This window comes from Tessaracoccus zhenghani (genome assembly GCF_055326325.1).
Genome location: NZ_JBUZNQ010000004.1, coordinates 304,258 through 329,253 on the forward strand (window position 1 = coordinate 304,258; position 24,996 = coordinate 329,253).

At 67.0% G+C, this 24,996-nt stretch carries 25 protein-coding genes; 20 read left to right on the forward strand and 5 right to left on the reverse strand.

All coding sequences use genetic code 11. The features are described from left to right. Positions 1-26 precede the first annotated feature (26 nt). The 3 genes from ACZK4S_RS11260 to ACZK4S_RS11270 form a co-directional block, all read right to left on the reverse strand. Positions 27-377 (reverse strand): VOC family protein, encoded by a 351-nt coding sequence (locus tag ACZK4S_RS11260; RefSeq protein ID WP_076063732.1) that lies wholly within the window; start codon positions 375-377, stop codon positions 27-29. A gap of 284 nt (positions 378-661) precedes the next feature. Continuing rightward, on the reverse strand, positions 662-925 hold the full coding sequence (locus tag ACZK4S_RS11265; protein ID WP_463644316.1) for a type II toxin-antitoxin system RelE family toxin: 264 nt from the start codon (positions 923-925) through the stop codon (positions 662-664). Continuing rightward, complete coding sequence (locus ACZK4S_RS11270) at positions 922-1,185, reverse strand: type II toxin-antitoxin system Phd/YefM family antitoxin (protein ID WP_463644317.1); 264 nt, start codon at positions 1,183-1,185, stop codon at positions 922-924. The genes ACZK4S_RS11265 and ACZK4S_RS11270 overlap by 4 nt, the downstream gene beginning before the upstream one ends. Before the next feature lie 380 nt (positions 1,186-1,565). Between ACZK4S_RS11270 and ACZK4S_RS11275 the strand changes: the two genes are divergently transcribed. The 3 genes from ACZK4S_RS11275 to ACZK4S_RS11285 all read left to right on the forward strand — a co-directional run bounded on the left by ACZK4S_RS11275 (position 1,566) and on the right by ACZK4S_RS11285 (position 4,850). Next, positions 1,566-2,081, forward strand: coding sequence for a SigE family RNA polymerase sigma factor (locus ACZK4S_RS11275; RefSeq protein ID WP_463644318.1), 516 nt, complete (start codon positions 1,566-1,568; stop codon positions 2,079-2,081). After that, positions 2,078-3,823 carry a hypothetical protein gene (locus ACZK4S_RS11280; RefSeq protein ID WP_463644319.1) on the forward strand — a complete coding sequence of 582 codons (1,746 nt, stop codon included), beginning with the start codon at positions 2,078-2,080 and terminating at the stop codon, positions 3,821-3,823. Before ACZK4S_RS11275 ends, ACZK4S_RS11280 begins: the two co-directional genes overlap by 4 nt. A 70-nt stretch (positions 3,824-3,893) precedes the next feature. Beyond that, positions 3,894-4,850 carry a COX15/CtaA family protein gene (locus ACZK4S_RS11285; protein WP_463644320.1) on the forward strand — a complete coding sequence of 319 codons (957 nt, stop codon included), beginning with the start codon at positions 3,894-3,896 and terminating at the stop codon, positions 4,848-4,850. Here ACZK4S_RS11285 and lplAB read toward each other — a convergent pair. Then, positions 4,816-5,931, reverse strand: coding sequence for a lipoate-protein ligase LplAB (lplAB, locus tag ACZK4S_RS11290; protein WP_463644321.1), 1,116 nt, complete (start codon positions 5,929-5,931; stop codon positions 4,816-4,818). The two genes, ACZK4S_RS11285 and lplAB, sit on opposite strands and share 35 nt — an antisense overlap. 289 nt (positions 5,932-6,220) lie before the next feature. On the opposite strand from lplAB, the gene ACZK4S_RS11295 reads away from it, so the two are divergent. From ACZK4S_RS11295 to ACZK4S_RS11335, 9 genes are all read left to right on the forward strand, one after another. Further along, positions 6,221-6,727, forward strand: coding sequence for a SigE family RNA polymerase sigma factor (locus ACZK4S_RS11295; RefSeq protein ID WP_459396948.1), 507 nt, complete (start codon positions 6,221-6,223; stop codon positions 6,725-6,727). A gap of 1 nt (position 6,728) precedes the next feature. Continuing rightward, positions 6,729-7,814 carry a hypothetical protein gene (locus ACZK4S_RS11300; RefSeq protein ID WP_463644322.1) on the forward strand — a complete coding sequence of 362 codons (1,086 nt, stop codon included), beginning with the start codon at positions 6,729-6,731 and terminating at the stop codon, positions 7,812-7,814. 306 nt (positions 7,815-8,120) lie between these two features. After that, positions 8,121-8,606: a SigE family RNA polymerase sigma factor gene (locus ACZK4S_RS11305; protein ID WP_463644323.1), complete on the forward strand. Its 486-nt coding sequence runs from the start codon at positions 8,121-8,123 to the stop codon at positions 8,604-8,606. Position 8,607: 1 nt separating this feature from the next. After that, positions 8,608-10,023 carry a serpin family protein gene (locus tag ACZK4S_RS11310; protein WP_463644324.1) on the forward strand — a complete coding sequence of 472 codons (1,416 nt, stop codon included), beginning with the start codon at positions 8,608-8,610 and terminating at the stop codon, positions 10,021-10,023. Beyond that, complete coding sequence (locus ACZK4S_RS11315; protein ID WP_463644325.1) at positions 10,020-11,243, forward strand: serpin family protein; 1,224 nt, start codon at positions 10,020-10,022, stop codon at positions 11,241-11,243. Before ACZK4S_RS11310 ends, ACZK4S_RS11315 begins: the two co-directional genes overlap by 4 nt. After that, entirely contained in the window at positions 11,240-12,454 is a 1,215-nt protein-coding gene (locus tag ACZK4S_RS11320; protein WP_463644326.1) for a serpin family protein, read from the forward strand. The genes ACZK4S_RS11315 and ACZK4S_RS11320 overlap by 4 nt, the downstream gene beginning before the upstream one ends. Positions 12,455-12,548: 94 nt before the next feature. Beyond that, a complete protein-coding gene (locus tag ACZK4S_RS11325; RefSeq protein ID WP_182762573.1) occupies positions 12,549-12,884 on the forward strand; it encodes a hypothetical protein in 336 nt (111 codons plus the stop codon). Further along, positions 12,836-13,219 carry a MerR family transcriptional regulator gene (locus tag ACZK4S_RS11330; RefSeq protein WP_463644327.1) on the forward strand — a complete coding sequence of 128 codons (384 nt, stop codon included), beginning with the start codon at positions 12,836-12,838 and terminating at the stop codon, positions 13,217-13,219. The genes ACZK4S_RS11325 and ACZK4S_RS11330 overlap by 49 nt, the downstream gene beginning before the upstream one ends. A gap of 9 nt (positions 13,220-13,228) precedes the next feature. Next, positions 13,229-15,328: a prolyl oligopeptidase family serine peptidase gene (locus ACZK4S_RS11335; RefSeq protein WP_463644328.1), complete on the forward strand. Its 2,100-nt coding sequence runs from the start codon at positions 13,229-13,231 to the stop codon at positions 15,326-15,328. 111 nt (positions 15,329-15,439) lie between these two features. On the opposite strand, the gene ACZK4S_RS11340 is transcribed toward ACZK4S_RS11335, so the two are convergent. Further along, positions 15,440-16,483, reverse strand: coding sequence for a LacI family DNA-binding transcriptional regulator (locus tag ACZK4S_RS11340; protein ID WP_463644329.1), 1,044 nt, complete (start codon positions 16,481-16,483; stop codon positions 15,440-15,442). Positions 16,484-16,608: 125 nt separating this feature from the next. Between ACZK4S_RS11340 and ACZK4S_RS11345 the strand changes: the two genes are divergently transcribed. From ACZK4S_RS11345 to ACZK4S_RS11380, 8 genes are all read left to right on the forward strand, one after another. Beyond that, positions 16,609-17,658 (forward strand): autoinducer 2 ABC transporter substrate-binding protein, encoded by a 1,050-nt coding sequence (locus ACZK4S_RS11345; protein ID WP_463644330.1) that lies wholly within the window; start codon positions 16,609-16,611, stop codon positions 17,656-17,658. Between the two features lie 83 nt (positions 17,659-17,741). Further along, on the forward strand, positions 17,742-19,253 hold the full coding sequence (locus ACZK4S_RS11350; RefSeq protein ID WP_463644331.1) for a sugar ABC transporter ATP-binding protein: 1,512 nt from the start codon (positions 17,742-17,744) through the stop codon (positions 19,251-19,253). Continuing rightward, positions 19,250-20,260: an ABC transporter permease gene (locus ACZK4S_RS11355; RefSeq protein WP_463644332.1), complete on the forward strand. Its 1,011-nt coding sequence runs from the start codon at positions 19,250-19,252 to the stop codon at positions 20,258-20,260. The genes ACZK4S_RS11350 and ACZK4S_RS11355 overlap by 4 nt, the downstream gene beginning before the upstream one ends. Next, on the forward strand, positions 20,257-21,333 hold the full coding sequence (locus tag ACZK4S_RS11360) for an ABC transporter permease (RefSeq protein WP_463644333.1): 1,077 nt from the start codon (positions 20,257-20,259) through the stop codon (positions 21,331-21,333). Before ACZK4S_RS11355 ends, ACZK4S_RS11360 begins: the two co-directional genes overlap by 4 nt. Positions 21,334-21,359: 26 nt before the next feature. Then, a complete protein-coding gene (locus tag ACZK4S_RS11365) occupies positions 21,360-21,800 on the forward strand; it encodes a VOC family protein (RefSeq protein WP_463644334.1) in 441 nt (146 codons plus the stop codon). Positions 21,801-21,811: 11 nt separating this feature from the next. Beyond that, positions 21,812-22,672, forward strand: a complete 861-nt coding sequence (locus tag ACZK4S_RS11370) for a sugar phosphate isomerase/epimerase family protein (RefSeq protein WP_463644335.1) — start codon at positions 21,812-21,814, stop codon at positions 22,670-22,672. A 131-nt stretch (positions 22,673-22,803) separates the two neighbouring features. Then, entirely contained in the window at positions 22,804-23,805 is a 1,002-nt protein-coding gene (locus ACZK4S_RS11375) for a carbohydrate kinase family protein (protein ID WP_463644336.1), read from the forward strand. Between the two features lie 631 nt (positions 23,806-24,436). Next, positions 24,437-24,996: transposase (locus tag ACZK4S_RS11380; protein WP_463644337.1), on the forward strand; the 560-nt coding region annotated here is incomplete at its 3' end.

Consider the following 24,996-nt stretch of genomic DNA (forward strand, 5'->3'; position numbering starts at 1 on the left):
CCTCGCGCACCGCTGCAGATCCGTGCCTACTCGCGGTGACGCAGGATGTTCACGACATGACCGTCTTGTGTTCGTACCAAGAAGCGGCGGACGCCCCACGGCTCGGTTGTGAGCGGGTGAACGATCTCGTACCCGCGACGAACGGCTTCGGCGTAGGCCTCATCGACATCGTCAACGGCGATCGAGATGGCCGGCGCATCGGACGCAGCGCCGTCTCGAGTGAGCAACTGTAGGTTGGCGCCCGAGGGAGCAACGTAGCGGGTCACCCAATCCAGTCCCAGGTCTTCGCGACGCAGACCCAGGTAATCGCCGTAGAAGTCGTCGGCTGCGGTGATGTCCTTGACCAGCACGTCCGGAATGATGCGCACTACCCTCATGTTTGCGAGTGTGCCACTGCTGGGAAAGTGTCACGAGGGCCGGAGCAGGAGGTGCTCATCGGCAGCAACCGTCGGCGACGCTGACGAAGCAATCTTCCGGTACAGCACCTCGAGTTGATTTGCCGCCTCCGGCGCGAACCGGACCGTGTAGGTCACTGGCCGCGCAGGGACACGAGCCGCGCACGGACCTCGCCTACAGACAGCGCACCATCCGGGTCCGCCAGCAGCCTGTCATAGGCTGGAGCAACCTGCTCCAGAAGCCAAGCGTCGACCGCGCGAGTTGGTTACCGGCGTTCGTAGATGTCACGGCGGTGGCCGATGGCAACGACGAGGACGAGTAGCACGTTGTCATGGATCTCGTAGACGATCCGGTAGTCACCGGTCCGGACACGCCACTCACCGTCACCGCCAACCAGCTTCTTGGCCCCGCTGGGGCGCGGTCCGCTGGCAAGCAGTTCGATCGCCGCCTGGACCCGCCGCTGGGCGACCCTGTCCAACTTGCGCAGCTGTCGAACCGCAGCGGGCGCGACCTCGATCCGATAGCTCATGCCAGGCCGAGGTCTGCCTTGACCTGCTCCCAGGGGATCGCCGACTCGTCATCGACCATCTCGGTACGTGCCGCACGGGCGGCCTCGAGGTCGGCCAGGTCTTCCGCGGCCGCGATGAGCCGATCCAGGTCGTCGGCGTCGATGACCGCGGCCACCCGCTGCCCGCGACGGGTCAGATAGACCGGGTCGTGCCCGACCCGGGCCGCGTCCACGACATCGGCGAGGCGGGCCCGGGCATCGCTCACAGTCATCTCAGTCATGACATCCAGGATAGCCGCTGGAACAGCCGAATCGTACAACTCAGCGGCTCCAGTCCCCAGAACGAACGCGACTCTCGGCAGTTGTGGACGTTCTCGACTTGGCATGGGCGTGAACAAGTCGGGCCTGCGGTGGTACGACGCGCGAAGGGCGGAGTCCACGCGATACGCCGCTTTCGAAGGTCATCAGCCCTGTGAGTCCCCCTGCGACGCCCCGATGAAAGGCCAGACCCTCAGAGCGTTAAGGCTCCAGCTATGTAGTCGTGCTGGCCTCCTCACATATGGAGGTCCGTACATCTACATAGTTGGAGGTTTCCATCGCCGGCCCCAGCGACTAAACCCCATACTTGGGCCAACGCGTCGTAACAGGTATGGAGGTACTCGTGTTCGAAGCCCAGCCCACCGTCGACGAGACGGCAGTGGGTTTCGACTCGTTCGTCCGCGCCCGCCGCGCTGATCTCTGGCGGGCCGCGTGGCTGCTCACCGGCGACCGCGACAAGGCCGACGACCTGGTCCAGACCGCCCTCGGGCGCACCTACGGCCGCTACACGGTGCTCGCCAACGACGCCAAGTTCGAGGCCTACGTCCGCACCACCATCTACCGCACCTATGTGTCGTGGTGGCGGCGGAAGTGGAACGCCGAGCTGCCGTCGGACGACCTGCCCGACAGCCCAACGACGAGCGCGGACCAGGCGGTCAGCATGGACGTCGTCCGGGCCTTGGCCGCGCTGCCGAAGATGCAGCGCGCGGTGATGGTGCTGCGGTTCCTGGAGGACCGCACGGTCACCGAGGTCGCGGAGCTGCTCGGCATCGCCGAGGGCACCGTCAAGGCACACACCTCCCAGGGGCGCGCGGCCCTGCGCGCCTCGCTTCACCTGTCCGAGGAGGAACGGTCATGAGCGACGACCAGCTGTCCGAGATGTTCAAGCGCGACCTGCCCCGCCCCGGCGACGGTGCCTGGTCCGAGGATGCCCGCCGTCGCGCGGGTCGCCGTCGGGTGACCGTGGGCACGCTGGCCATGGTGGCCGCGCTCGCTGTCGTCAGCCCATTCGCGTTGCAGTTGGTGAACAGGTCCAGCGACACCGCGGTGCCTGCGCCCGTCGGCACCGAGCCGGTCGCGACCGCAGCCGGGGACCGCGAGGCCGCGTGTTCCGGGGCGGACCAGTCCACAGCCGACGAGTTGCCGGAGGAGGCCGTCCGGCTGTGGCTGTGTGACGAGCCGGGTGAGATCGGCTTCTCCCGCACCGGGCCGCAGGACCCGCTGACGCAGGGGGTCGATGAGGCCCTGGCCGCATTCCAGGAGCTCCCGAAGGCCGACCCGAACCAGGCCTGCACGATGGAGTACACGCTCACCTACGTCGTGGTCGCCGAGGCCGCAGACGGCACGATGACGCCCGTGCGTGGCGAGCTGCACGGCTGCCGCAGCGTCGGCAACCGCTCCGGCGGTGACGCGTTCCTCGACACGCTCGCGGGCCTGTGGCAGGCGCAGCGCGCCGAGGGCTCCGCGCCCACGTCCAGCCTCTCGTCGGAGCAGGTCTGCTCGTCCATCGGTGCCATCCTGCCGGCCACGGTCGACGGCGCCACGCAGGGTGCCCTGTGCAGCCCGGACGACGGCACCGATGCCAAGAGCGAGGGTGTTGAGCTGCCGACCGACGTGCTCCAGCGCGTCAAGGACGACGTCGCCGCCAACGCCGTCGACGGCGCCCTGGGCGAATGGGAACCCACCGCACGGATGGTGCTCGCCAACGCGTGGGGCGAGTCCGTCACGCTGACCCGCTTCGTTAGCGGGAGCTACGTGGTGGGCCCCAACCAGGTCTGGCGCCCGAAGGGCGACCTCGCCGTGGAGCTCGACGCCCTCGTCGGCCAGCTCGGGAACCCCGTCACCCAGCAGCCGTCCGTGCCGGAGCGGCCGGACTGCACCGCGGCCCGCAACACCGCTGCAGAAACCCCTGCGGTCATCGAGGGCGAGATCACCGGCGTCTACTTCTGCTTCGAGAGCCCCGAGGGTGGGCCCCGGCTGATCGCGCCCGCAGGCCTGTACGAGCCGGCGTTCGTGGAGCGCGCGGTGGCGGCGTTCAACGGCCTCCCGGTGCTCGAGGGGGAGTGCGCCCTTCCTTCCGACGGCACCAGGCCCGAGGTCTATGTGGTGTATGCCGGCATGGAGGGCGACGTGGCGGCCGTGCGGGCGGACGGCTGCGGCCCGGCGACGGGCGCGGTCCAGAAGGACGGCGACCTCGTGGGCGTGCTGGTGGACCTGTTCCACGAACAGACCGGGGATGAGGGCGCCGGGATGTATTACGGCGCGCAGGAGCTGTGCCCGCGGGCCGATTCGCTGGTCCCGTTCAGCCCCGAGGCGGAGGGCGCCACCCAGATCGTGGCCTGCCTCGGCCCCGACGGCGCGCTGCCGGTGGACCTGCCGCAGGAGCTGGTCAAGGCCATCTCCGCCACGTTCGAGAGTGCCCCGCAGCCCGACGACTGGGCAGCCGGCGAGGGCACCTTGGTGTGGGTCAACAAGTACGGCGAGCCCATGACGCTGCTCCGCGGCGAGGACGGCTCGTTCGGGTGGATCGCCGACGGCCCGCGCGTGTGGACCCCGTCGCCGGACGTGCAGGCCCAGCTGGACCGCATCTTCGGGCTCTAGCCCGGCCCGCCCGGGCCGCCCGGAACCGGCTGGATAGGCTTTCCGCGTCCGACGGCAAGGAGGCCAACAGATGGGTTCGACGACGGTGTTCCGGGTGGCCGCGGCGCTGCTCTTCACGACGATCGTGCTGGGTTCGGTGGTGTGCGCCACGGACTCCAGCTCGGCCTGCCCCGCCTGGCCGGTCTGCTACGCCGACCAGGTGGCGCCCGCGCCGCAGTTCGAGTGGCTGAACAACCCCGCCATCGAGTTCGTGCACCGGTTCATCGCGTTCCTGGCGCTCGTCTTCACGGGCTGGGCCGGCTGGCTCGGCCGCCGCTCGGCCGACGTGCGGGTCCGCCTCGTCCCCTGGCTGGCGCTCGGCCTGGCCGTCGGCTCCGCGATGTTCGGGATGATGATCATCCTGTTCACCCTGCCGCTCGGCCTGGCCCTCATCGACGTGGGTGGCGCGATGGTCGCGATGACGCTGATGACCGTCGCGTCGGCTGCGGTGACTTCCCGGGGCGACGACGCCGGGTCGCCGTCGGTGCGACGCCTGGGCCTCGGCGCCCTGGTCGTGCTGATCTCGATGCACCTGCTGGGCATCGTCGTGGCGGGCGTGACGTCGGCGGGCACGGGCTCGTTCACGCGCTGCATCAGCTGGCCGCTGTGGCTGGTGCTCGACATCGACAAGTACCCGGCGCTGCAGGTGGCGCGCATCGTGATGGCCGCCGCGGCGCTCGTGCTGATCGCGGCGACGGTGGCGAAGGCCGCCCGCAGCCCCAAGCTGCGCACGCCCGCCGTCGTGCTGGCCGCGCTGACGGTCCTCGAGTTGGCGTTGGGGCTGCTGATCCGCACCCAGGGGTTGGCGCTCACCCAGACCAACGGCATCAACGCCACGCTCGCGGTGCTGTACACCGCGCTGGCGTCGGGGATCGTGTGGGCGCTGGGCTACCTCATCGGCCGGGCGGGATCCGTCGCCGGACGTTCGCCGGAGCCCACGGCCCCAGAGGCCATCACGGGATCCGCTTGGTCCACTCCTCGGAGCTGAACTTCGTCTCCACGAGGTGCTTGGCCTTCGCCAGCTCCTCCTCGGAGTAGTCGCGGCGCTGGGTGGAGTAGAGCGACTCGAAGTGCTTCAGGAACGACGCCAGGATCTCGTCGCGGGGCAGCTGGGTCTGCGACCGCAGGGGGTCGACGCGCTTGTTGGCCGACTTCGTGCCCTTGTCGGACATCTTTTCGCGCCCGATGCGCAGCACTTCGAGCATCTTGTCGGCGTCGATGTCGTAGGCCATGGTCACGTGGTGCACGACGACGCCGCCGGTCACCCGTCGCTGCGCGGCGCCGGCGATCTTGCCCTTGTCCGAGGCGATGTCGTTGAGCGGCACGTAGCGCGCGTTGACGCCCAACTCCTTCAGGGCGCCCATCACCCACTGGTCCAGGAACTCGTAGGAGCGCTCGAAGCTGAGGCCCTCCACCAGCGACACCGGCACCACCAGCGAGTACGTGACGCAGTTGCCGGGCTCCATGAACATGGCGCCACCACCGGTGATGCGCCGCACCACGTTGATGCCGTGCCGGGCGCGGCCCTCGTCGTCGATCTCGTTCTTGTAGCTCTGGAAGGAGCCGATCACGACGAGGGGCTGGTCCCAGTCCCAGATGCGGAGGCTGGGGCGGATCTCGCCCTTCGCGAGCTCCGCGGCGAGCACCTCGTCGAGCGCCACGTGCATCCGCGGGTCCATGGAGACGGGGCCGATGACGTCGAACGTGTGGTCTGACCAGTCGGTGGCGTGGCCGAGGGCGCGGCGCACCGCGATGCCCACGGCCTCCGGCGTGAAGCCGATCATCTGCGTCTCGGAGTGCAGCCGCGCGGTGATGGCTTCGGCCATCTCCACCACCGACGACGTGGTGGGCATGCCGAGCAGCGCGCCGTTGATGTCGTCCAGGGCCTCGTCGGGTTCGAGGAAGAAGTCGCCGGAGATGGCCACGCGGCTGAGCCTGTCGCCCTCCTGTTCGACGTCGACCGCCACGAGTTTGCCGCCAGGAACCTTGTATTCGCCACGCATGTCGATGAGCTTACCCACCCGGGGTTGGGGCCCGTGGGGGACGGTGGGCTGAGTGAAGTTGTGCACCAAGTCCGCTGCACAACTCAACAACGCCTGGTGGGGGCAGCGGCCACGACGGTGGGCTGAGTGAAGTTGTGCACCAAGTCCGCTGCACAACTTCACTCTGCCGGGCAGGTTCGACGCGGGGGGCGACGCGGGGGCGGCCGCGGCGCCCCGACTCAGGCATGTCGCCGGGCCTGTGCACCGAACGGCACCCTCGACGCGTGTTGGGGGTGACAGATCGCTCAACCAAGGAGGCACCGTGCATGCCGAAACACTCGCCATACCGGCTCCCGCCGCAGTTAGGGTGAGCCTTGTGAACGACGACGTCAGCGAGGCGACCCTCGGCTTCGAGGGGTTCGTGACGCAGCGGGGCCGGGGCCTCTGGCGCGCCGCGTGGTTGCTGACGGGCGACTCCCACCACGCCGAAGACCTCGTCCAGACCGCGCTTTCCAAGACCTTCACGCGCTACGGCGACTTCGGCAACGACGCCCAGTTCGAGGCCTACGTCCGCACCACCATCTACCGCACGTTCGTGTCGTGGTGGCGCAAGCTCAGTTGGCGCAACGAGAAGGCGGCCGAGTTCGTGGCGGATTCGGCCGCGCCCGAGACACCGCACGGCGTCAACCTCGACCTCGTCCGCGCCCTCGAGGAACTGCCCCGCATGCAGCGCGCCGTGCTCGTGCTGCAGTACTTCGAGGACCTCGCCACCGACGACATCGCCCAGCGCCTGGGTATCTCACCCGGCACCGTCAAGACCCATTCGTACCGCGGCCGCGCCGCATTGCGCGCCTCCAAGCACCTCGCAGGAAGGGGTGAGTGACATGGCCGACAACCTCCACGATCTTTTCAAACAGTCCGTACCCCGGGCGCCGGGCACCAACGGCTGGGCGGCCGCCGCCCGCCGCAAGCGCCGCAGTCGCCAAATGGTTGCGGGCAGCCTCTCGGCCGGGGTGGTGATTGCGTTGGCGGTCCCGCTGGCGCTGAATCTGTCGTCGGAGGGGACGCCCAACCTCGTCGCCTCCCCGGAGCCGACGGTGAGCTCAGCGGCGCCCACCACCTCCCCGGAGGAGACGCCTCAGCCCGCGCCCAGCGTGACCGCGCCGTCGCCGGAGGTGTCGCTCTCGACCCGACGCGACGGCCAGCCCGGAGCCGAGGTCTGCTACAACGAGGTCGACGAGCCGGTGGGCAGCTGGATCAACATCGGCACCATCGACACCGGCGCGGCCCGCGCCTGGCTCTGCACATCCGATTACGGCACGGTCGGCCCGCTGGAGCCGCTCGTCGTGGACGTCGACGGGCTCGTCGAGGCCCTCTACGCCCAGCCGCCGCTGACCGAGGCTGACGCCCCGGAGACCGCGCAGTTCTACACGGTGATCTTCGAGTACGACGACGGCCGCAAGGCCTCCTTCACCGGCGACATCCAGGACTCCACTGAACTGACCGACGGCGAGAACCAGCTGCAGGGGAGCGAGGCGTTCTTCCGCGACGAGATCGAGGCCCGCTGGTTGGCGCAGCGCGTGCAGCTCGGACGCCCCGTGGGCGAGTACGCGCCGGTGCAGGCGTGCCCAGTGACGTTCAACCAGGCGCTGTTCCCGGTCGAGCTGGACGAGGTGGTGGGCGGGTACGCCTGCGCCTTGGAGGCCGGCGAGCCGACGAAGAACGTGGAGTTGCGTGAATCCGTGGCTGCTCAGATCGGGGCGGAGGCCCTGGCCAACTCCGTCCCCACCGAGGCCGCAGGCAGCGACGACGCCGGGCAGCGCACCCTGGTGCTGCGCAACGTGTGGGGCGACGAGCTGCGGCTCGAGCAGCGCGGCGACGGCTACGAGTTCCGCGGCGACGACAGCCTGATGCGCTGGACCCCCGCGCCGGAGTTCGCCGCCGAGCTCGACGCCCTCTTCGCCGGGTAGGCCGCCGAGGCGCCGGCGACGCCCGGCCCGCCGTCGACGCTCGGCCCGCCGTCGGGGGTGGAGGCAGAGTGAAGTTGTGCAGCGGACTTGCTGCACAACTTCACTCTGCCCAGCCCGGGACCGGCGCCCCAGCCGGGCGTTGTTGAGTTGTGCGGCGGACTTGCTGCACAACTTCACTCTGCCCAGCCCAGCCCTGCCCAACCCGAGGCGCCGCATCACCCACCCGCCCCGCTCCATCCCAACCGACCGCTTCTCCGTGACAACCTCCCGCGACCCCCACCGCGTCGTTAGGGTGAGGAGGTGGCCATGCAGGGCATCGAAGCGTTCATCGCCCACCGTGGTGGCGACCTCCTCCGCGCCGCGTGGGTGCTCACCGGCGACTCCCAGCACGCGGAAGACCTCCTCCAAACCGCGTTGGCGAAGTCGTTGGGTGCCTACGACACCCTGGCCAACGACCACAAGTTCGAGGCCTATCTCCGCACCACCATGTACCGCACCTACATCTCCTGGTGGCGAAGGCTCAGTTGGCGATCCGAGATCCCCAGCGAGGTCCCCGACGACGACCAACCCGCCGCGGACGCCACCGCCGAGCTCCGGCTCGACGTGCTGCGCGCCCTGGCCACCCTTCCCCGCATGCAGCGGGCGGTGGTGACCATGCGCTACGTCGAGGACCGGCCCATCGCGGAGGTGGCCGAGGCGCTGGGCATCAGCCAGGGCGCGGTGAAGAAGTACGCCCATCGAGCGTGCGCCGCCCTCCGGGAGTCGACGCACCTCACGCCCCAGGAGGCTTGAGATGAACGACGACGACATCAGGGACGCCCTCAACCGCGCCGCTCCCCACCCCACTGTCCCCGCAGGTCTGCTCCGGGGGGCGCTCCGCCGCCGTCGGCGCACCCGTGGGCTGGTCGCCGCCGGTGCCCTCGCGCTGGCCGGGGCGCTGATCGTGCCGCTGGCGCTCAACCTGGGCAACGGTGCCGGCCCGGTGGCCGAGCCCGCCTCAGCGCCGGTGACCGACGCGGTGGCCGAGGTCGCCGAATCCACCCAGCCCCCCGTCGAAGAGGCCGCTCCCGAAGCAGAGGGGACACCCGAGGCCGCCTCCGGCGAGGAGTCCGTCACGGTCTCCCCGGAGTTCGCCGCCACGCGCTCCCTGGAACTGGGCTGGGACGTCATCCAGGCAGCCGATGGCCCCAACCGCGTCGTGTCGCCCTCATCCCTGGTCATGTCCCTGGTGCAGGCGGCCGAGGGCGCCGAGGGCGCATCGCTGGCCAGCATCGACGACACCCTCGGCCTCACCGGCGACTCTCGGGCCGCCTCGTTCGCCGCCCTCAGGGAGCAGTTGCTGCCCTATGACTCCCTCCCCGCAAGCGTCGACGCCGACGACCCGCCCGAGACCCCCGTCGTGCATCAGGCCAGCCGCGTGCTGGCCATCGACTCTGAGCTGAAGCAGCCGTTCCTCGAGCGCATCGCCCTCTTCTACGACGCCCAGGCCGAGTCCACCACCTTCGACGACGCCAAGGCCAACCTCGACGCCTGGGCCACCAAGCACACCGCCGGACTCATCGAGCAGTCCGCCATCGAGCCGAAACCCGATTTCGTGGCGGTCCTCCAGGACGCCCTGCTGTTCGCCGCCGCCTGGCGCGACGAGTTCCGCTACGAGCAGCCCATCAGCTTCACCACCCCGGCGGGGCCCAAGACGGTGGAGGGGGTCTCCGACATCCTGCCGGTCGCCTACGCCGAGGGGGAGCGCTGGACGGCCGTGCGGCTCCCGTACGACGACAACCTCGCCGCCGACGTCATCCTCCCGACGGCGGGGGTGGCCCCCGAAAGCCTCACCGTCGCGGATCTCGAGGCCGCCCGCGGGGCCCTGGATGCCGCCGAGCCCGCGCCCATCAACGTGACCATGCCCACCTTCGACCTGACCGCCAAGACCGACCTCCTGAACGCGCTGCCCCAGCTAGACCTGTCCAACCTCAACGGCATCTTCGACGGCGGCTTCGCGGGGCAGTGGGTGCAGCAGGCCAAGCTGATCGTCACGGCCCAGGGCACGGTCGGCGCGGCGCTGACCGAGATGGCCGTCTTCACGAGCAGCGGGGGCTCCGCGGAGCGCGAGTTCATCGTCGACCGCCCGTACGTCTTCCGCGTCTCCGACACCCGCACCGGCTGGCCGCTGTTCGTGGCCGCAGTCTCAGACCCGACCGAGGAATCATGAACATCCGCTGGCTGAGCCTCATCACGGCCCTCGCCCTCACCGCCTGCTCGCCACCCGCTCCGGCGATCGACGCAGGCGAGGCGAAGGGCGTCGTCGCAGTCCTCGACCTCCCGTACGAGTCGACGCCCTCCGTCGACGAGGCGGCCGACGTATCTGAGGAGCTCGGCTGGCTCGCCGTCCAGAACGGTGAGGGCCTCAACCGGGTGGTCTCGCCGTCGTCGCTGAGCATGTCGCTGGTCCAGGCCGCCGAGGGCGCCAGGGGCCGGTCGCTCGAGAGCATCGACGACGCCCTCGGCCTCACCGGCGACCACCGGGCCCGCGCCTTCGGCTCCCTCCGCCAGTCGCTGACCCCATACGACGACCTCCCCGCCACGGTGGATGCCGACGACCCGCCCGAGACCCCCGTCGTGCACCAGGCCAGCCGGGTGCTGGCCGTCGACTCCGAGCTCCAGCAGCCGTTCCTCGACCGCCTCTCCGAGTTCTACGACGCCCCTGCCCAACAGGTGACCCTCGCCGACGCCAAACCCAACCTGGACGCCTGGGTCAAGAAGCACACCGCCGGCCTGATCCCGCAATCCGCCGTGACGCCCGACGGCTCCACCGTGGCCGTCCTCCAGGACGCGCTTCTGTTCGCCGCCGCCTGGGCGCAGGAGTTCACGGGCGAGCCGGCCATCCCGTTCGACACCCCCGACGGAGTGACGCCCGTGGACGGGCTCGCGGGCACCTTCTCCCTCCCCTTCGCCGGGGGTGAGCGCTGGACGGCCGTGCGGCTCCCGTACGACGACGCCCTGGCGGCCGACGTGATTCTGCCCCGCCCCGGCGTCGACCCCTTGGAGCTGACCGAGCGTGAGCTCGCCGAGGCCCGCTTCGTGCTGGCGCAGGCCGAACCGGAGCCGGTGGACGTCACCATGCCGGCCTTCGACCTCGCAGCCAAGACCGACCTCCTCAAGACCCTCCCAGACATCGACCTCAGCGACCTCGGCGGCATCGTCGAGGACGGCTTCGCGGCCCAGTGGGTGCAGCAGGCCAAGCTGATCGTGACAGCCAAGGGCACCGTCGGCGCCGCCGTGACCGAGATGGTTATCGCGACGAGCGCCGGATCGTCGGTAGAGGTCCGCACGTTCACGGTGGACCGCCCGTACGTCTTCCGCGTGCTGGACACCCGCACCGGCTGGCCCCTGTTCCTGGCGGCCATCTCCAACCCGAGCGAGGAATCATGAACATCCGCTGGCTGAGCCTCATCACGGCCCTCGCCCTCACCGCCTGCTCCGTCGCCGCCGAACCCGCGACAGAAGTCAAGGGCGCCGCAGCCGTCCTCGACCTTCCCTACGACACCACCCCCAACGTCGACGAGGCCGCCCGCGTCTCCCAGGAGGTCGCCTGGCGCGTCATCCAGAACACCGAAGGCGACAACCGCCTCACCTCCCCGAGCTCCCTCAGCATGTCCATGGCCCAGGCCGCCGAGGGCGCGCAGACCGTCTCGCTGCAGAGCTTCGACGACATCCTCGGCCTCACCGGCGACGACCGCGCCAAGGCGTTCGGCGCCCTCCGGCAAGCCCTGGCCCCGTACGACTCCCTCCCCGACGAGGTGGACGTCAACGACCCGCCGGAAACCCCCGTCGTCCATCAGGCCAGCCGCGTCCTGGCGGTGGACGCGACGGTGGAGCAGCCCTTCCTCGACCGCCTGGCCGAGTTCTACGACGCGGCCGCGGCGCAGTCCCCGCGCGCGGAGGCGCAGGCCAGCCTCGACGAGTGGGTCAAGCTCCACACCGCCGGGCTCATCGAGAAGTCCGGCGTCAAGGTCAAGCCCAACACGGTCGCCGTGCTGCAGGACGCGGTCCTGTTCGCCGCGGCGTGGCGCACGCCGTTTGAGCAGGAGCGCAAGGTCCCGTTCACCGGCCCGGCCGGCGCGGGTCAGGTCGACGGCGTGAGTGGCATCGTGACGGCCCGTCTCGCCGAGGGCGACGGCTGGACCGCCGTGCGGCTGCCCTACGACGACAACCTCGCCGCCGATGTCGTGCTCCCTGACGAGGGGACGGGCCCGGACGAGCTGGCCGCGGACGACCTCGAGGCCGCGACCGCCGCACTCAACGACGCCCAGGAGCAGCAGGTGATGGTGGTCATGCCGTCGTTCGACCTCAAATCCAAGACGGACCTCATGCAGGCCCTCCCGGAGATCGACCTCAGCGACCTCAGCGGCATCTTCCCCGGCGGCTACGGCGAGCAGTGGGTGCAGCAGGTGATCCTCCAGGTCAGCGCGAAGGGCACCGTGGGCGCGGCGGTCACCGAGTTGGCGGTGGCGGAGAGCGCCCCGATGCTCGACGGCGTGTTCGAGGTGGACCGCCCCTACGTCTTCCGCGTGCTCGACACCCGCACCGGCTGGCCGTTGTTCCTGGCCAGCATCGCCGATCCCGCCGCCAACGCTGGTTGAGCCGCGAGCTCCGCGAGCGTGGCTAAACCGCCGACACACACGCCGGCCCTCGCGCCTTGACCTGAAGTGCACTTCAGCTCTTAGCGTCAGCTCCATGAAGCAGCTCAACATCGCCCTCCGCATCGTCTTCGCTGCCGCTGCGGCCCTCCAGCTCGTCCTCGCCGTCGCCGTCCTTCCCCGCGCTTGGTGGATCTCCCTCCTCTTCCTGGCAGCCGCCGCCCTCCTCGGCCGCGGCGCGCTCCGAGGCTGCCGCCGTAACCTCATCCTCGGTTCGGCCCTCGCCGTCATCGCGCCGCTGGCTGTGGGCCTCTCCGGCGTCGAGCCATTCGACATCTGGCACCACGTCGTCCGCATCCTCGTCCTGGCGGGCATTCTTGGCGCATGGCTACTCTCTCGTCCATCGGCGCCGTCGCCCGCACCGTCGGTGTGAGCGTCGAGGCCGTCCGCTACTACGAGGCGGAGGGCCTGATCGCCCCACCCAGAGACGGCTCCGGACGCCGCCGCTACCGCGAGGTTGATGTCGACGCACTGCGCGTCATCACCGCGCTGCGGAAGGTGGGCTTCGGCATCCGGGAGATCGGCGACCTCATGGCCGTGAAGCGCCACGACGATCCGCCGCTGCAGAGGATCGACGCCGGGCTCACCGCCCTCGGGGAACTCACCCGTCACCTCGACGAGCGCCAGGCGGCCCTCGACGACGCCCGCAGGCTCTGCCAAGAATGGGAGGGCGACCTCCGGGGGGCCCGGCAACAACTGGCCCCATAGGCTGGTTCCATGACCTACCCCCACACCCGCCGCGACGACACCGTCGACAACCTCCATGGCACCCCTGTCCCTGATCCGTACCGCTGGCTCGAGGACGCCGACAACCCGGAGGTGCAGGAGTGGGTGGCGGCGCAGCGCGACTTCACCGAGGCCCAACTCCAGCACCTCCCCGCCCGCGGCTGGTTCACGGAGCTGATGGGCCGCATCGTCGCGCGACCCCGGGCGGGCGTGCCGCTGAAGCGCGGCGGCCGCTGGTTCGTCAGCCGCAACGACGGCACCAGCGCGCAGGACCTCTGGTACACCGCGCCCACGCTCGAGGAGCTGGTCGACGGGGGAGAGGTGGTCCTGGACCCCAACACCTGGAGCGACGACGGCACGTCCTCGCTGTCCACCTTCACCGTCGCCCGCGACGGCTCGCTGATGGCCTACGCCCGCAGCGACGGCGGCTCGGACTGGCAGCACATCCGCACCCGCGACCTGCGCACCGGCGAGGACCTCGACGGCGAGGTCACCGCGAAGTTCTCCAGCCCCGCGTGGCTGCCGGACAACAGCTCGTTCCTGTACACCACGTTCGACGAGGCCGACGACGCCCGCGGCACCGCGACGGCCGGCCTCGGGGTGGCCCGCCTCATGATCCACCGCCCCTGCGGCGACGACGAGCTGCTGCTGACCTTCCCCGATGAGCCGCACACCATGGCCAGCGGCGAGGTGAGCCACGACGACAACTGGCTCGTCGTGAGCATCTTCCGCGGCACGGAGAACGTCAACCGCCTGTGGGTCTACCCGATCACCACGGCGGACGGCCGCTCCACCCTCGGCGAGCCCGTCAAGCTCCTCGACACCGCCGACGCCGAGTACACCTTCATCCGCACCGACGGCGGCCACCTCTACCTGCACACCGATCTCGACGCCCCGCTGGGCCGGGTCATCCGCTTGAACGTGGCTGGCTGTGAACTGACCGAGGTGGTCCCGGAATCCGACGCGACGCTCGCTGCCGTCGAAGCGGCGGGCGACGGCATGCTCCTGGCCTACCTCGACGACGCCCAGCACCGCGTGGAGTACCGCAACCTCGACGGCTCAGATCCGCGTCCCGTCGACCTCCCGGCCGGCGCCCTGGTGGCCCTCGACTCCTCGCCGCTCCGCGACGAGGCCTTCGTGGGCCTCAGCACCATCGTCACCCCCACCGCCTCCTTCCACGTCCCGCTGCCGGTCACCGAGGCTGCCCGTGCGACGGAGGAGTCGGGCAGGTCGAAGGGCCACACCCTCCCCGCCCAGCCCATCGCCCTCTCGGCGGCCTCCGAACGGTTCGCGCCGTCCTTCACCGTGGAGCGACACCGCGCGCCCAGCGCCGACGGCACGCCTGTCCCGTACTTCCTCATCACCCCCGACGACGACCACTCGGGCCCTCGCCCCACGCTCCTCTACGGCTACGGCGGCTTCAAGATCCCCGTCCTGGCCGACTATCGCCCCGGCTGGTCCGCGTGGCTCGCGGCCGGGGGCGCGCTCGCGATCGCCAACCTCCGCGGCGGGGGAGAGTTCGGCACCCGCTGGTACGACGACGGCCGCCTGGCCAACAAGCAGCGGGTGTTCGACGACTTCATCGGGGTGGCCGAACACCTCATCTCCACGGGCGTCACCACCTCGCGGCAGTTGGCGATCTACGGCCGCTCCAACGGGGGCCTCCTCGTCGGCGCTGCGCTCACGCAGCGCCCCGACCTGTTCGCGGCAGCGATGCCCACCGTCGGCGTGCTGGACGTGTTGAGGTTCCACAAGTTCACGATCGGCTCGGCGTGGATCAGCGACTTCGGCGACCCCGACACCCCCGAGGGCTTCGACGCGGCCTACGCCTACTCGCCGCTGCACCTCCTCCAGGAGGGCACCCAGTACCCGCCGACGTTGATCCTGACCGCTGACCACGACGACCGGGTGGTGCCGCTGCACAGCTTCAAGTTCGCCGCGGCACTGCAGGCCGCGTCGCCGTCGGATGCCTGGCTCCGCGTGGAGTCCTCAGCGGGTCACGGGGCGGGCAAGTCGTTGGAGATGGTGGCCAGCGAGTGGGCCGACCTCCTCGCCTTCGCCGCTCACCACACCGGGCTCGGGCCGAGCTAGACCCGCCGGGCTTCGGGTGCGGCGCTGCTGGTGATGCGCCAAGAATCTGATTCTGAGCGGGGTGCGCGTGCCACGTGCTCGACTTGGGGCCACATGCTGACGCTTGAGTTCCTACTGGCCCGATAGGGGCCCCCCTGTGCTCTCCCCGAGTCGAAGCATTCCCGGCAACGCCACCGTGATGCCAGTACGGGCGTTGAATGGATCGGAGAGCAGGCGGATCCCCTCCGCCGCGATCCCGGCCAGCGGTTGCACCACCGTCGTAAGGCTTGGAGCCATGATTGACGAGAACCTCATCCCGTCAAAGCCGGTGACCAGCACGTCTCTGGGGCAGCTGATCTCATGACGCCGTAAGCCGTTGAGGAGTCCGACGCCCAGAAGATCGTTCACACAGACAATTGCGTCTGGGAGCGGGCCTGCATTTAGAAGGACTCCGGCGGCCGCAACACCGTCTTCGAGTGAGAGGTGCGTGTCAATGAGGTGCTCCGACGAGAGATCCATGTTGAGGCGCTGAGCCTCACGTATCACCTCTTGAGTTCTGGCGCCTGCAGAGATACTGGCCGAGGTACTGGTCACCATACCGATGGTGCGGACACCGATCGCATTTAGGTGAGCCATGAGCTCTTGGATCCCCTTGTGGTCCTCGACGCCCACCCAAGGTGCCGCCAGCCCTCTTACCTGACGGTCCAGCTGCACAAGGGGTACTCGCGCTGCAGCCGCTGCTACGGCGGGCTCGCTGAGCGTCTCGTGGAGCGGCACGGACAGGATGCCATCGACTGCGCCGTTGGATAACGATTTCAACCGGGTCGCCTCTATCTCGATGTCCCCGCGGGCATCACATAGATAGAGGTTGACCCGCGCCGCAGCGAGCTGGTGTTCGACCGCCTCGACCAGTTCGGTGAAGAAGGGGTTGCCAATGCTTGGAACCACCATGCCAACGGAGCCGGTGGTGGAGAGTCTTAGAGCGCGTGCAATGGGATTAACACGGTAGCCAAGTGCGCGCGCGACTGACTCCACCTTCGCCCGGGTCTGCGCACTCACGCGATGCTTGCTGCCGCCCAACACGCGTGAGACGGTGGCCGGCGAGACGCCCGCTGCCTGGGCCACGTCCGAGATGCGTACCGTTTCCTGCGTCACTGCAGAATCACCCTGTTCCATTGCTCCATAGTAGGCGCTTGACGGCTCCGAGCGTTCTGGAATATGCTCCAAACAGGAAATCGATTGCCATTCCAAGGCGGCATGGCACGGGGTGGCCCTCCACCCCACACAGATCGGAGTTGATCATGAAGACGCGTTCCCTGGTTGCGTTCGCCGCAACCGCCTCTCTTCTCCTGGCAGCCGGCTGCACTGAGCGCAGCACGAGTGATGACCAGACTGCCACTGCGGCAGGAACCACGGCCAGCAGCGCCACAGCTCAGGGTGACGGTGACATCACGGTTGCTTTCGTCCCGAAGCTTCAGGGCATTCCCTACTTTGAGGAAATGAACCGTGGAGGAGAGAAGGCCGCCGCAGAGTTCGGTTTCGAGTGGCTTTACCAGGGCCCCACCACGTCCGATGCTGCCGCGCAGTCCGATATCGTTCGCTCCTTCATCCAGCAGGGCGTCGACACGCTCATCGTGGCACCGAACGATCCTGATTCCCTTGCACCTCTCTTGAAGGAGGCCCAGACCGCAGGAATCCGCGTGGCCACGTCAGATACGGACGCTCCCAATTCGATCCGGGAACTGTTCGTCAATCAGACCACCACGCAGAACCACGGGTCTACCCTCGCTCAGACCCTCGCCGACGCCATGGGGGGTAGCGGAAAGTTCGCAATCGTCTCCTGTGGTGAGACGGCGACCAACCTCAACGCATACATCGATGCCGCCAAGGAGAAGATGGCATCCGACTATCCCGACATCGAGTTCACCCAGACCGTTTACGCCGGTGAAGACCAAGCCAAGGCTGCACAGATGGCAACGGATCTCATGAACGCTGACCCGGAGATCAACGGCCTCATTGGCATCTGTGCCTCGGCAGCGCCGGCGGTTGCGCAGGCGGTACAGGACGCAGGGAGAATCGGGGAGGTCTTCACCGTCGGCGGCGGCACCCCCAATGACCTGAAGCCGTACCTCAAGGATGGCTCGTCGAGCGGCTCCGTGCTCTGGAACGTGTCGGATCTTGGCTATCTGACTGGTTGGGCCGGATGGCAGCTGGCCCAGGGCGAGGAATTCGATGAGTCCATCAGCGTCGGCGAGCTTGAGGGTGTCGAGTACGACCCCGAGTCCAAGATGATGCTCCTCGGAGGTCCCTTCGTCTTCACTGCAGAGAACGTCGATCAGTTCGACTACTAAGCCATCCAGCGATCATAGGTTGCACGCCGGGCCTCGAGCCGGGCGGCTGGGCCTGGCGTGCACTCTTAACCCCGGAGATAGATATGACTTCCGTCCCTCCGCGCATCGAACTCAGAAATATCCAGAAGAGATTCGGCGGCGTCCATGCCCTTCGCGGTGCATCCCTTGTGGTGGCGCCAGGCTCGATCCACGCACTCATCGGTGAAAACGGTGCGGGCAAGTCCACCATGATCAAGATGATTGCCGGTCTTGAATCGCCTGATTCGGGCGAGATCCTCATGGATGGAGAACACGTCACAATTGCGAGCACTGCTGAGGCGATGCGCTTGGGCGTGAGAACTGTTTACCAAGAACCGGAGTTGGTCCCCGAACTGACGGTTACCGAGAACATCTTCTTGGGGCGCGAGATGACGCGAGGCGGACGAATCTCCTGGAAGGAACAGGCAGGGCGAACCGAGCAGATACTGGATTTGATCGACTTCCCCAAGGGGCGCGCTGCGATGCCTGTGCGCAGACTCTCCATAGCGGAACAGCAGCAAGTGGCCATCGCGAAGGCTGTCGCGGACGATGCAAGGATTCTCATCCTGGATGAGCCTTCGGCCATTCTGACCGACGCGGAGATCAGCCGCCTCTTCGACATAGTCCGGCGACTCGCCTCAAGCGGGGTGGCCGTCATCTATATCACCCACCGTCTGGACGAGGTCTTTAAGATCAGCGACGCGATCACGGTGCTTCGTGATGGCCAACTCGTGACTTCCGTGGAAACCAAGGAGGCGCGAATGCGGGATGTCATCGAATGGATGGTGGGCGACATCCAGACCCGGGAGAAGGCGACGCGTCCGACGAGCGGTGAACCGGTTCTCGAGGCCAAGGAGATTGGCTTCTCGGAAGCGGGCCCTTTCAATGACGTCACCGTCTACAGCGGAGAGGTTGTAGGACTCTACGGCCTGCTCGGATCTGGAACCTTCGAACTCGTCGAGTCCCTATATGGCATGCGGTCGACCCACGGCGGCCAGGTTCACCTGGATGGCAAGAGGAGCCAAATGTCCGATCCCCGTTCGGCCAAGGCTGCCGGTATCAGCGTTGTCCCTGCGAATCGAGCCCGCCAAGCGTTGTTTTCCTTCCAGAGCATCAAGTTCAACATCACCATTCGCGAACTGCAGCGCTTCAGTTCAGCAGGGTTCCTCGCTCTGCAAAAGGAGCTGAAGCGGTCGAAGGAGCTCATCTCTGCGCTGCGCATCAAGACTCCCTCTCCTCATCAGCACGTTTCAGCGATGTCGGGCGGTAACGCGCAGAAGGTTGTCATGGCTCGTCAGATGGTTGGTTCGCCAAGGCTCCTCCTTCTCGCCGAACCGACCCAGGGCGTCGACGTCGGCGCGAAGGAGGAGATCCATCAGCTGATCGAGAAGATGGCCGAAGAAGGTTCGGCAGTCCTCATGGCCACGACTGATCTCACTGAACTGACGCGCATGTGTGACCGGGTCCTCGTCTTCCGAGAAGGCGAGATCGTGCGTGAGTTCCGCTCTGGGTTCACACAGTCTCAACTCCTTGCAGCTGCTTCAGGAGTGACCGAAGAAGAAGGAGCTTCAGCATGAGTATGACGCTGCTCAGCCCCGCTCAGTCGAAGGGCAAAGCGCCACGGGTGTTACCGAACCTGGTGACCGGCCAAGAATGGGTCCTCATCGTTCTCATCGCGGCGCTGTGGGGGTTCTTGGCGCTCACCACGCCAGCCTTCCTCACCCAGGGTTCGATCGTTCCCCTGCTGGTGAGTGTTGCTCCCATCGCCCTCATAGGCGTTGGCATGACGTTCGTCATGATCACAGGAGGAATCGACGTCTCAGTCGGCGGCATGGTCATGCTGGCCGCTGTCGTCACGGCGAAGCTCCTCGTGAACGGTACCCCGGCGGTGCTGGCGATCGTTGTCGCCGTCGCCTTGGGTGCGGTCTTGGGCCTGTTCAACGGCACGGTCGTCGCCCTCGGCAAGATTCACCCGATCATCGTCACGTTCGGCACTGCCAACCTGTTCCAGTTCGTGGCCTTCAGGATTTTCGATTCGTCCACGGTCAGCGGCATCCCGCCGGTCCTGGATGTGTTCGGACGGGGCGTCAACGGACGTACGTTCGGCATTCCCCATAGCTTCGTGTTGACATGCATCTTGGTGGCGCTCGCCTGGGTGTTTCTTCGTCAATACCGCGCTGGGCGCCATCTCTATGCGGTGGGCGGCAACCAGACGGCAGCCGTGAGAGCGGGCGTTCGCGTGTCTGGCCTGGCCATCATGGCGTACGCCGTCACAGGGCTGCTTGCCGGATTCGCCGCCACCTTCGTGATTGCTTCGGGCACGAGCACCGTTGAGCAGTCGGTCGGGATCGGCATGGAGTTGTTGGTGATTGCGTCAGTCGTCATCGGTGGCACGTCCGTCCTCGGAGGCCGAGGTTCAGTGCTCGGGACGCTCCTGGGCGCCGTGCTTGTGCAGACGGTCCGTTCGGGTGTGACCCAGCTCGGATGGCCGTCACAGTCGGCTGACCTCTTCGTAGGTATCGCCATCGTCCTGGCTGTTGGCGTCGACATCATCCGTGAGCGCCGCCATAGGAGAGAAGTATGAAGCAAAACCCAATCCAGCGAGTTCTTGCCAATCTGACCACGAATCGGGTGCTGCTGCTTGCTGTGCTGCTTGTGGTCGTGGTGGTGGGAATGATGTCCCTCAGTGCCGCAGGATTCACCTCCGCCCGCTATACGCCCGACTACATGGCTATGGCCTTGATCAATGCGATTCCGCTCGCCATGTTGGGGCTTGCGCAGCTCCTTGTGATCCTCTCGGGACGGGCCGGCATCGATCTGTCGGTGGGAGCGGTGGTTTCACTCAGTGGGATCGTCTTTGGTTTCGCCTACGGTGTGTGGGGCTGGCCGCTGTTTCTTGCAATTCTCTTGGCAGCGCTTGTCGGAGCAGCGTGCGGGGCAGTCAATGGCATCCTCGTCGCCTACATTGACTTTCCCCCCATCATCGCGACCTTGGCGAGCTTCTACGCACTGAAGTCCATTGCGATCCTGGTGAGCAACCAGTCACCAATCAACACGCAGCCCATCCAAGACTTCTACTCGGCTGCGCAGTCAGTTGAGATCCCGCTGATCGGCAGGTTCCTACCTCTCGTCCCGCTGGGACTGCTGACATTCCTGGTTCCGGTGGCGGTGTTGGTCTGGGTCCTTCTCAACCGGACCACCTTCGGCAGGGTCCTGTACGCCGCCGGCACCAACGATGAAGCGGCACGGTGGGCCGCGCTCCCCAACCGACTCTACCGAGCCTTGAGCTACGCCCTGTCTGGTGGCATCTCGGCGCTCGCGGGAGTCTTCGTCGTCGCGCAGTTCGCATCAGCGAGGCCGGACGCCGGGGTCTCGGGTAATGGCATGGCGCTTCCGGCAATCACCATCGCGGTCTTGGGCGGTGTCGCCATTACCGGCGGTATCGGAAGAGTCGCAGGTGTGCTGCTGGCGACGCTCGTGGTCGTGTGGCTGAACGCCGGAATCCTGCTGCTGGTTCCTGGCAATGCCGGGTCTCAGATGCAGTTGCTGGCACTCGGTGTCCTGCTCTTGGGGGCGTCATTACTCAACTCCCCGTTCAAGTTCCCTTGGAAACGCCGACAGTTGACCAAGCAATCAGTTCCATCTGTGGCTGCATAGCAGCCCAATTATGAAAGGAAGATGTCATGGGCATTTTGAATCACGTTGGAATCACCGTCTCGAACCTTGAGCGCTCCATCGAGTTCTACACGCGACTCGGTTTCGGCAAGCCGCCGGCGGAGTGGGTCTTCACGATTGAAGGCGAGTGGCTCAGCAAGCTGGTGCAGGAAGAGGACGCGGTCATCCGCGTCGCCTTCCTTCCAATGGATGAGGGTTCGGTGCTTGAGTTGCTTGAGTACCAGACGCCGCAGGGACGCCCGACAAACGATCGCCCTAACCGCGATGCCGGAGCTATGCACGTCGCCCTCAACGTGGAGGATGTCGAGAAGCTCTACGGCGAACTCAAGGACACCATCGAATTCAACTCTGAACCGCAAGTGGTTGCGATGGGCCCCTGGGCCGGCAACAAGGTCGTTTACCTGAATGACCCTGACGGCACGCCCGTCGAACTCGTTGAGAACGTTTGAGAGGAAGCCTCATGAACCCGCTAGGAATTCACGCTCTGGTCTGGGCGGGCGACACAAGTGCAGCATCCGTGCAGCAGGCCGTCGCCAGCACCAAAGCAGCTGGCTTCGATCTGCTGGAGTTCTCGCTCCACGCTGGTTTCGATTCTGACCCCTTCCAGGCGTCCAGCCTCCTGAAGGAGGCAGGACTGTCCGTCGCGTGCTCCAGGGGCTTGGCTCCGGATGCGGATGTCTCCAGCGATGACCCCGCTGTGGTGAAGCTTGGGCTCGACCTGATCGAGGAATCGATCAAGATCACCCGTGACCTGGGTGGCAAGGTTCTGACAGGCGCTCTCTATGGCGCCTTCGGAAAGGCCACCGCTCCCTTATCTGCGAAGGGGCGCGCCAACATCGTCGCAAGCCTCAAGGATGCAGCCCAGATGGCTGCTGAAGGGGGGGTTGATCTCGGGCTGGAGGTCTGCAATCGCTACGAGACGAACGTAATCAACACAGCAGCGGATGCCCTGAGCCTCCTCGACGACATTGGTGCCGAGAACATGTTCATCCACTTGGACGTGTATCACATGAACATTGAGGAGTCGGACTTCTCGCGACCCGTGCGGATGGTGGGCGACAGGTTGGGGTACGTCCACATTGGCGAAAACCACCGCGGCTATCTGGGATCCGGGCACATCGACTTCGGATCGTTCTTCAGTGCGCTTGCCGATATCCGGTACGAAGGTGCCATCACCTTCGAGAGTTTCTCCAGCGCGGTGGTGATGGAGAGCCTGAGCAGTGACCTGGCGATCTGGCGCAATCTCTGGGATAGCGGAGAAGCGCTGGCAACCCACGCCCGCAGCATGATGCAGGGCTGGATCGAAGCCTCGCAGGTCTAGTGCGGTGGGCGCGGCGCTTGCCGTGCCCACCCCCTTTCGGGGCCGGAATCACCGCACTGAATCCCAAGGAGCCGCAGCGTTGGCGAGTCCTCTCCTAGAGCGAATCACGACAGTATGACAAGGAGTCAATGATGAGGTTTGTAGTCTGTGGCGAAGCGCTTATCGACCTGATCCCCGATCATGCACCTGGGGCAACCGCCGGCAAATGGACTGCCTATTCGGGTGGTGGCCCTTTCAACACCGCGACAGCCCTGGCGAAGTTGGGCGAGGACGTTCACTTCCTAGGAAGGCTCAGCACCGACGCCTTCGGACAACAGTTGCGGATGCACTTGGCGCGCGCCGGTGTGGATGTGGGCCTCTCCGCCAGCACTGAGGAAGCAACGTCGCTTGCAATCGTGTCGCTCGATGGAGCCGGAAAGGCGGACTACTGCTTCCATTTCGACAAGACCTCAAACTTCAGTTGGCAGGCTAAGGATTTCCCAACGCTGCAAACCGTCGACTGGCTGCACTTTGGTTCCATCGGGACGGTGGTGGGGGCTGGTGCGTCGGCGATTCTGGACTTCGTCAGCCAGACTGCCGCGTCCTTGAGCTACGACATCAACGTACGGCCATCAACGATGCCCAACAGGGCGCGATACGTCGAGCGGGTCTCCAACCTCATGAGCGCGGTCGGGAGCAAGTCGGGGATCGTCAAAGCCAGTGACGAAGACATCGCGTGGTTGGTCGACGACTCTTCAAGGCCCCTCCACTACGCGCAGCGCTGGGCGAGAGACTTCGGCCTCTCCATGTTCGTAGTCACACTCGGCGCCGAGGGCGCGGTGGCTGTGACACCCGACGGCCGACAGATCACTTCTCCTGGTAGGCGAGTGCCAGTGGTGGACACAGTCGGAGCGGGGGATACCTTCATGGCTGGGTTCTTGTCATCCCTGTCTCAGAACTTCGTCGATGTCCAAGGAGCCCTTGATCGCGGTGTTGCGGCCGCCGCTATCGTCTGTAGCCGCCAGGGCGCGCAGCCCCCGTCGTTTGCTGAGGTCGCACTGGTCCTTGGAAACGTGGATTGGCGCAGGGAGGAGATCGTCGCCGAGACCGACGCCACGCTCACCGTACACGCCCACGCTGATCCTGACCGGTGACCACGACGACCGCTTGGTGCCGCTGCACAGCTTCACGTTCGCCGCGGCGCTGCAACATGCGCTGGTTGAGGCCGCGAGTTCTACGAGCGGTGTCGAAACCGCCAAGCCGACACGACATCGTCGTCCGACGCCTGGCTCCGCGTGGAGTCCTCAGCGGGTCATGGGGCGGGCAAGTCGTTGGAGATGGTGGCCAGCGAGTGGGCCGACCTCCTCGCGTTCGCCGCCCACCACACCGGCCTCACGCCCGTTCCTTGAGGGCGCGGCGGCGCTCCGAATGCCGGGCGAGTTCTCGGCCCACGATCGCCCCGCTTCGCGGGCATCACACTCGAGGTACGCCGCTTCAAGCTCATCTGCGTCGATGATGCCGAGCGATCCGAGTCCTGACGGAACGCCCTCACTGGTTTCCTCGCGGTCGGCATCCCACTGCTCTGGACGCGTGTTGGAAACGCCCCTCTTTCTCCAGGGGCTTGTCCACAACTCGCAAAAATCCGGCTAGAGGCGCTGTCCGATCACAGCAAACGGGCTCATCACAGATGAGGGTGTAGGGGGCTTTTCGGCGCGTCGGGCCGGGTAGGGGTCGAGGTCTCCCGATGATGGAAGTTCTCACACTGCCCATCTGGAAGACCTCGACGTGTCTGATGCTACCCCTGTGGCGGGGTTCGCCTGCCCTGACCTGACCTCGTTCTGTCGGCTCGACGAGCTCGGCCTGGAGGTCACCGGCCAACTGCTGGAGCCTGGCCGCGCGGTCCTCGCCTGCCGGGTCGTGGAGCCGGATCAGTGGTGCCGACGCTGCGGCTGCGAAGGCCTCGCGCGTGACACCGTGACGCGGCCGTTGGCGCATGAGCCGTTCGGCTGGCGGCCGACGACCTTGCTGGTCACGATCCGCCGCTACCGCTGCACCGGCTGCGGGCATGTGTGGCGACAAGACACCAGCCTCGCCGCGGAACCGCGGGCGAAGCTGTCACGCCGCGGGCTGCGATGGGCGTTGGAGGGCCTGGTAGTTCAGCACCTCACCGTCGCCCGGGTCGCCGAAGGGCTCGGGGTGTCGTGGAACACCGCCAACACGGCGGTCCTGGCCGAAGGCAAGCGGGTCCTGATCGACGACCCGACCAGGTTCGACGGCGTGAAGGCCATCGGCGTGGACGAGCACGTGTGGCGCCACACCCGCCGCGGCGACAACTACGTCACCGT

Bases quoted from the DNA above. Each gene is read 5' to 3' on its own strand.
- ACZK4S_RS11260 (WP_076063732.1), bottom strand. From the start codon at position 377: ATGAGGGTAGTGCGCATCATTCCGGACGTGCTGGTCAAGGACATCACC.
- ACZK4S_RS11265 (WP_463644316.1), bottom strand. From the start codon at position 925: ATGAGCTATCGGATCGAGGTCGCGCCCGCTGCGGTTCGACAGCTGCGC.
- ACZK4S_RS11270 (WP_463644317.1), bottom strand. From the start codon at position 1,185: ATGACTGAGATGACTGTGAGCGATGCCCGGGCCCGCCTCGCCGATGTC.
- ACZK4S_RS11280 (WP_463644319.1), top strand. From the start codon at position 2,078: ATGAGCGACGACCAGCTGTCCGAGATGTTCAAGCGCGACCTGCCCCGC.
- ACZK4S_RS11285 (WP_463644320.1), top strand. From the start codon at position 3,894: ATGGGTTCGACGACGGTGTTCCGGGTGGCCGCGGCGCTGCTCTTCACG.
- ACZK4S_RS11300 (WP_463644322.1), top strand. From the start codon at position 6,729: ATGGCCGACAACCTCCACGATCTTTTCAAACAGTCCGTACCCCGGGCG.
- ACZK4S_RS11305 (WP_463644323.1), top strand. From the start codon at position 8,121: ATGCAGGGCATCGAAGCGTTCATCGCCCACCGTGGTGGCGACCTCCTC.
- ACZK4S_RS11310 (WP_463644324.1), top strand. From the start codon at position 8,608: ATGAACGACGACGACATCAGGGACGCCCTCAACCGCGCCGCTCCCCAC.
- ACZK4S_RS11315 (WP_463644325.1), top strand. From the start codon at position 10,020: ATGAACATCCGCTGGCTGAGCCTCATCACGGCCCTCGCCCTCACCGCC.
- ACZK4S_RS11320 (WP_463644326.1), top strand. From the start codon at position 11,240: ATGAACATCCGCTGGCTGAGCCTCATCACGGCCCTCGCCCTCACCGCC.
- ACZK4S_RS11325 (WP_182762573.1), top strand. From the start codon at position 12,549: ATGAAGCAGCTCAACATCGCCCTCCGCATCGTCTTCGCTGCCGCTGCG.
- ACZK4S_RS11330 (WP_463644327.1), top strand. From the start codon at position 12,836: ATGGCTACTCTCTCGTCCATCGGCGCCGTCGCCCGCACCGTCGGTGTG.
- ACZK4S_RS11335 (WP_463644328.1), top strand. From the start codon at position 13,229: ATGACCTACCCCCACACCCGCCGCGACGACACCGTCGACAACCTCCAT.
- ACZK4S_RS11340 (WP_463644329.1), bottom strand. From the start codon at position 16,483: ATGGAACAGGGTGATTCTGCAGTGACGCAGGAAACGGTACGCATCTCG.
- ACZK4S_RS11345 (WP_463644330.1), top strand. From the start codon at position 16,609: ATGAAGACGCGTTCCCTGGTTGCGTTCGCCGCAACCGCCTCTCTTCTC.
- ACZK4S_RS11350 (WP_463644331.1), top strand. From the start codon at position 17,742: ATGACTTCCGTCCCTCCGCGCATCGAACTCAGAAATATCCAGAAGAGA.
- ACZK4S_RS11355 (WP_463644332.1), top strand. From the start codon at position 19,250: ATGAGTATGACGCTGCTCAGCCCCGCTCAGTCGAAGGGCAAAGCGCCA.
- ACZK4S_RS11360 (WP_463644333.1), top strand. From the start codon at position 20,257: ATGAAGCAAAACCCAATCCAGCGAGTTCTTGCCAATCTGACCACGAAT.
- ACZK4S_RS11365 (WP_463644334.1), top strand. From the start codon at position 21,360: ATGGGCATTTTGAATCACGTTGGAATCACCGTCTCGAACCTTGAGCGC.
- ACZK4S_RS11370 (WP_463644335.1), top strand. From the start codon at position 21,812: ATGAACCCGCTAGGAATTCACGCTCTGGTCTGGGCGGGCGACACAAGT.
- ACZK4S_RS11375 (WP_463644336.1), top strand. From the start codon at position 22,804: ATGAGGTTTGTAGTCTGTGGCGAAGCGCTTATCGACCTGATCCCCGAT.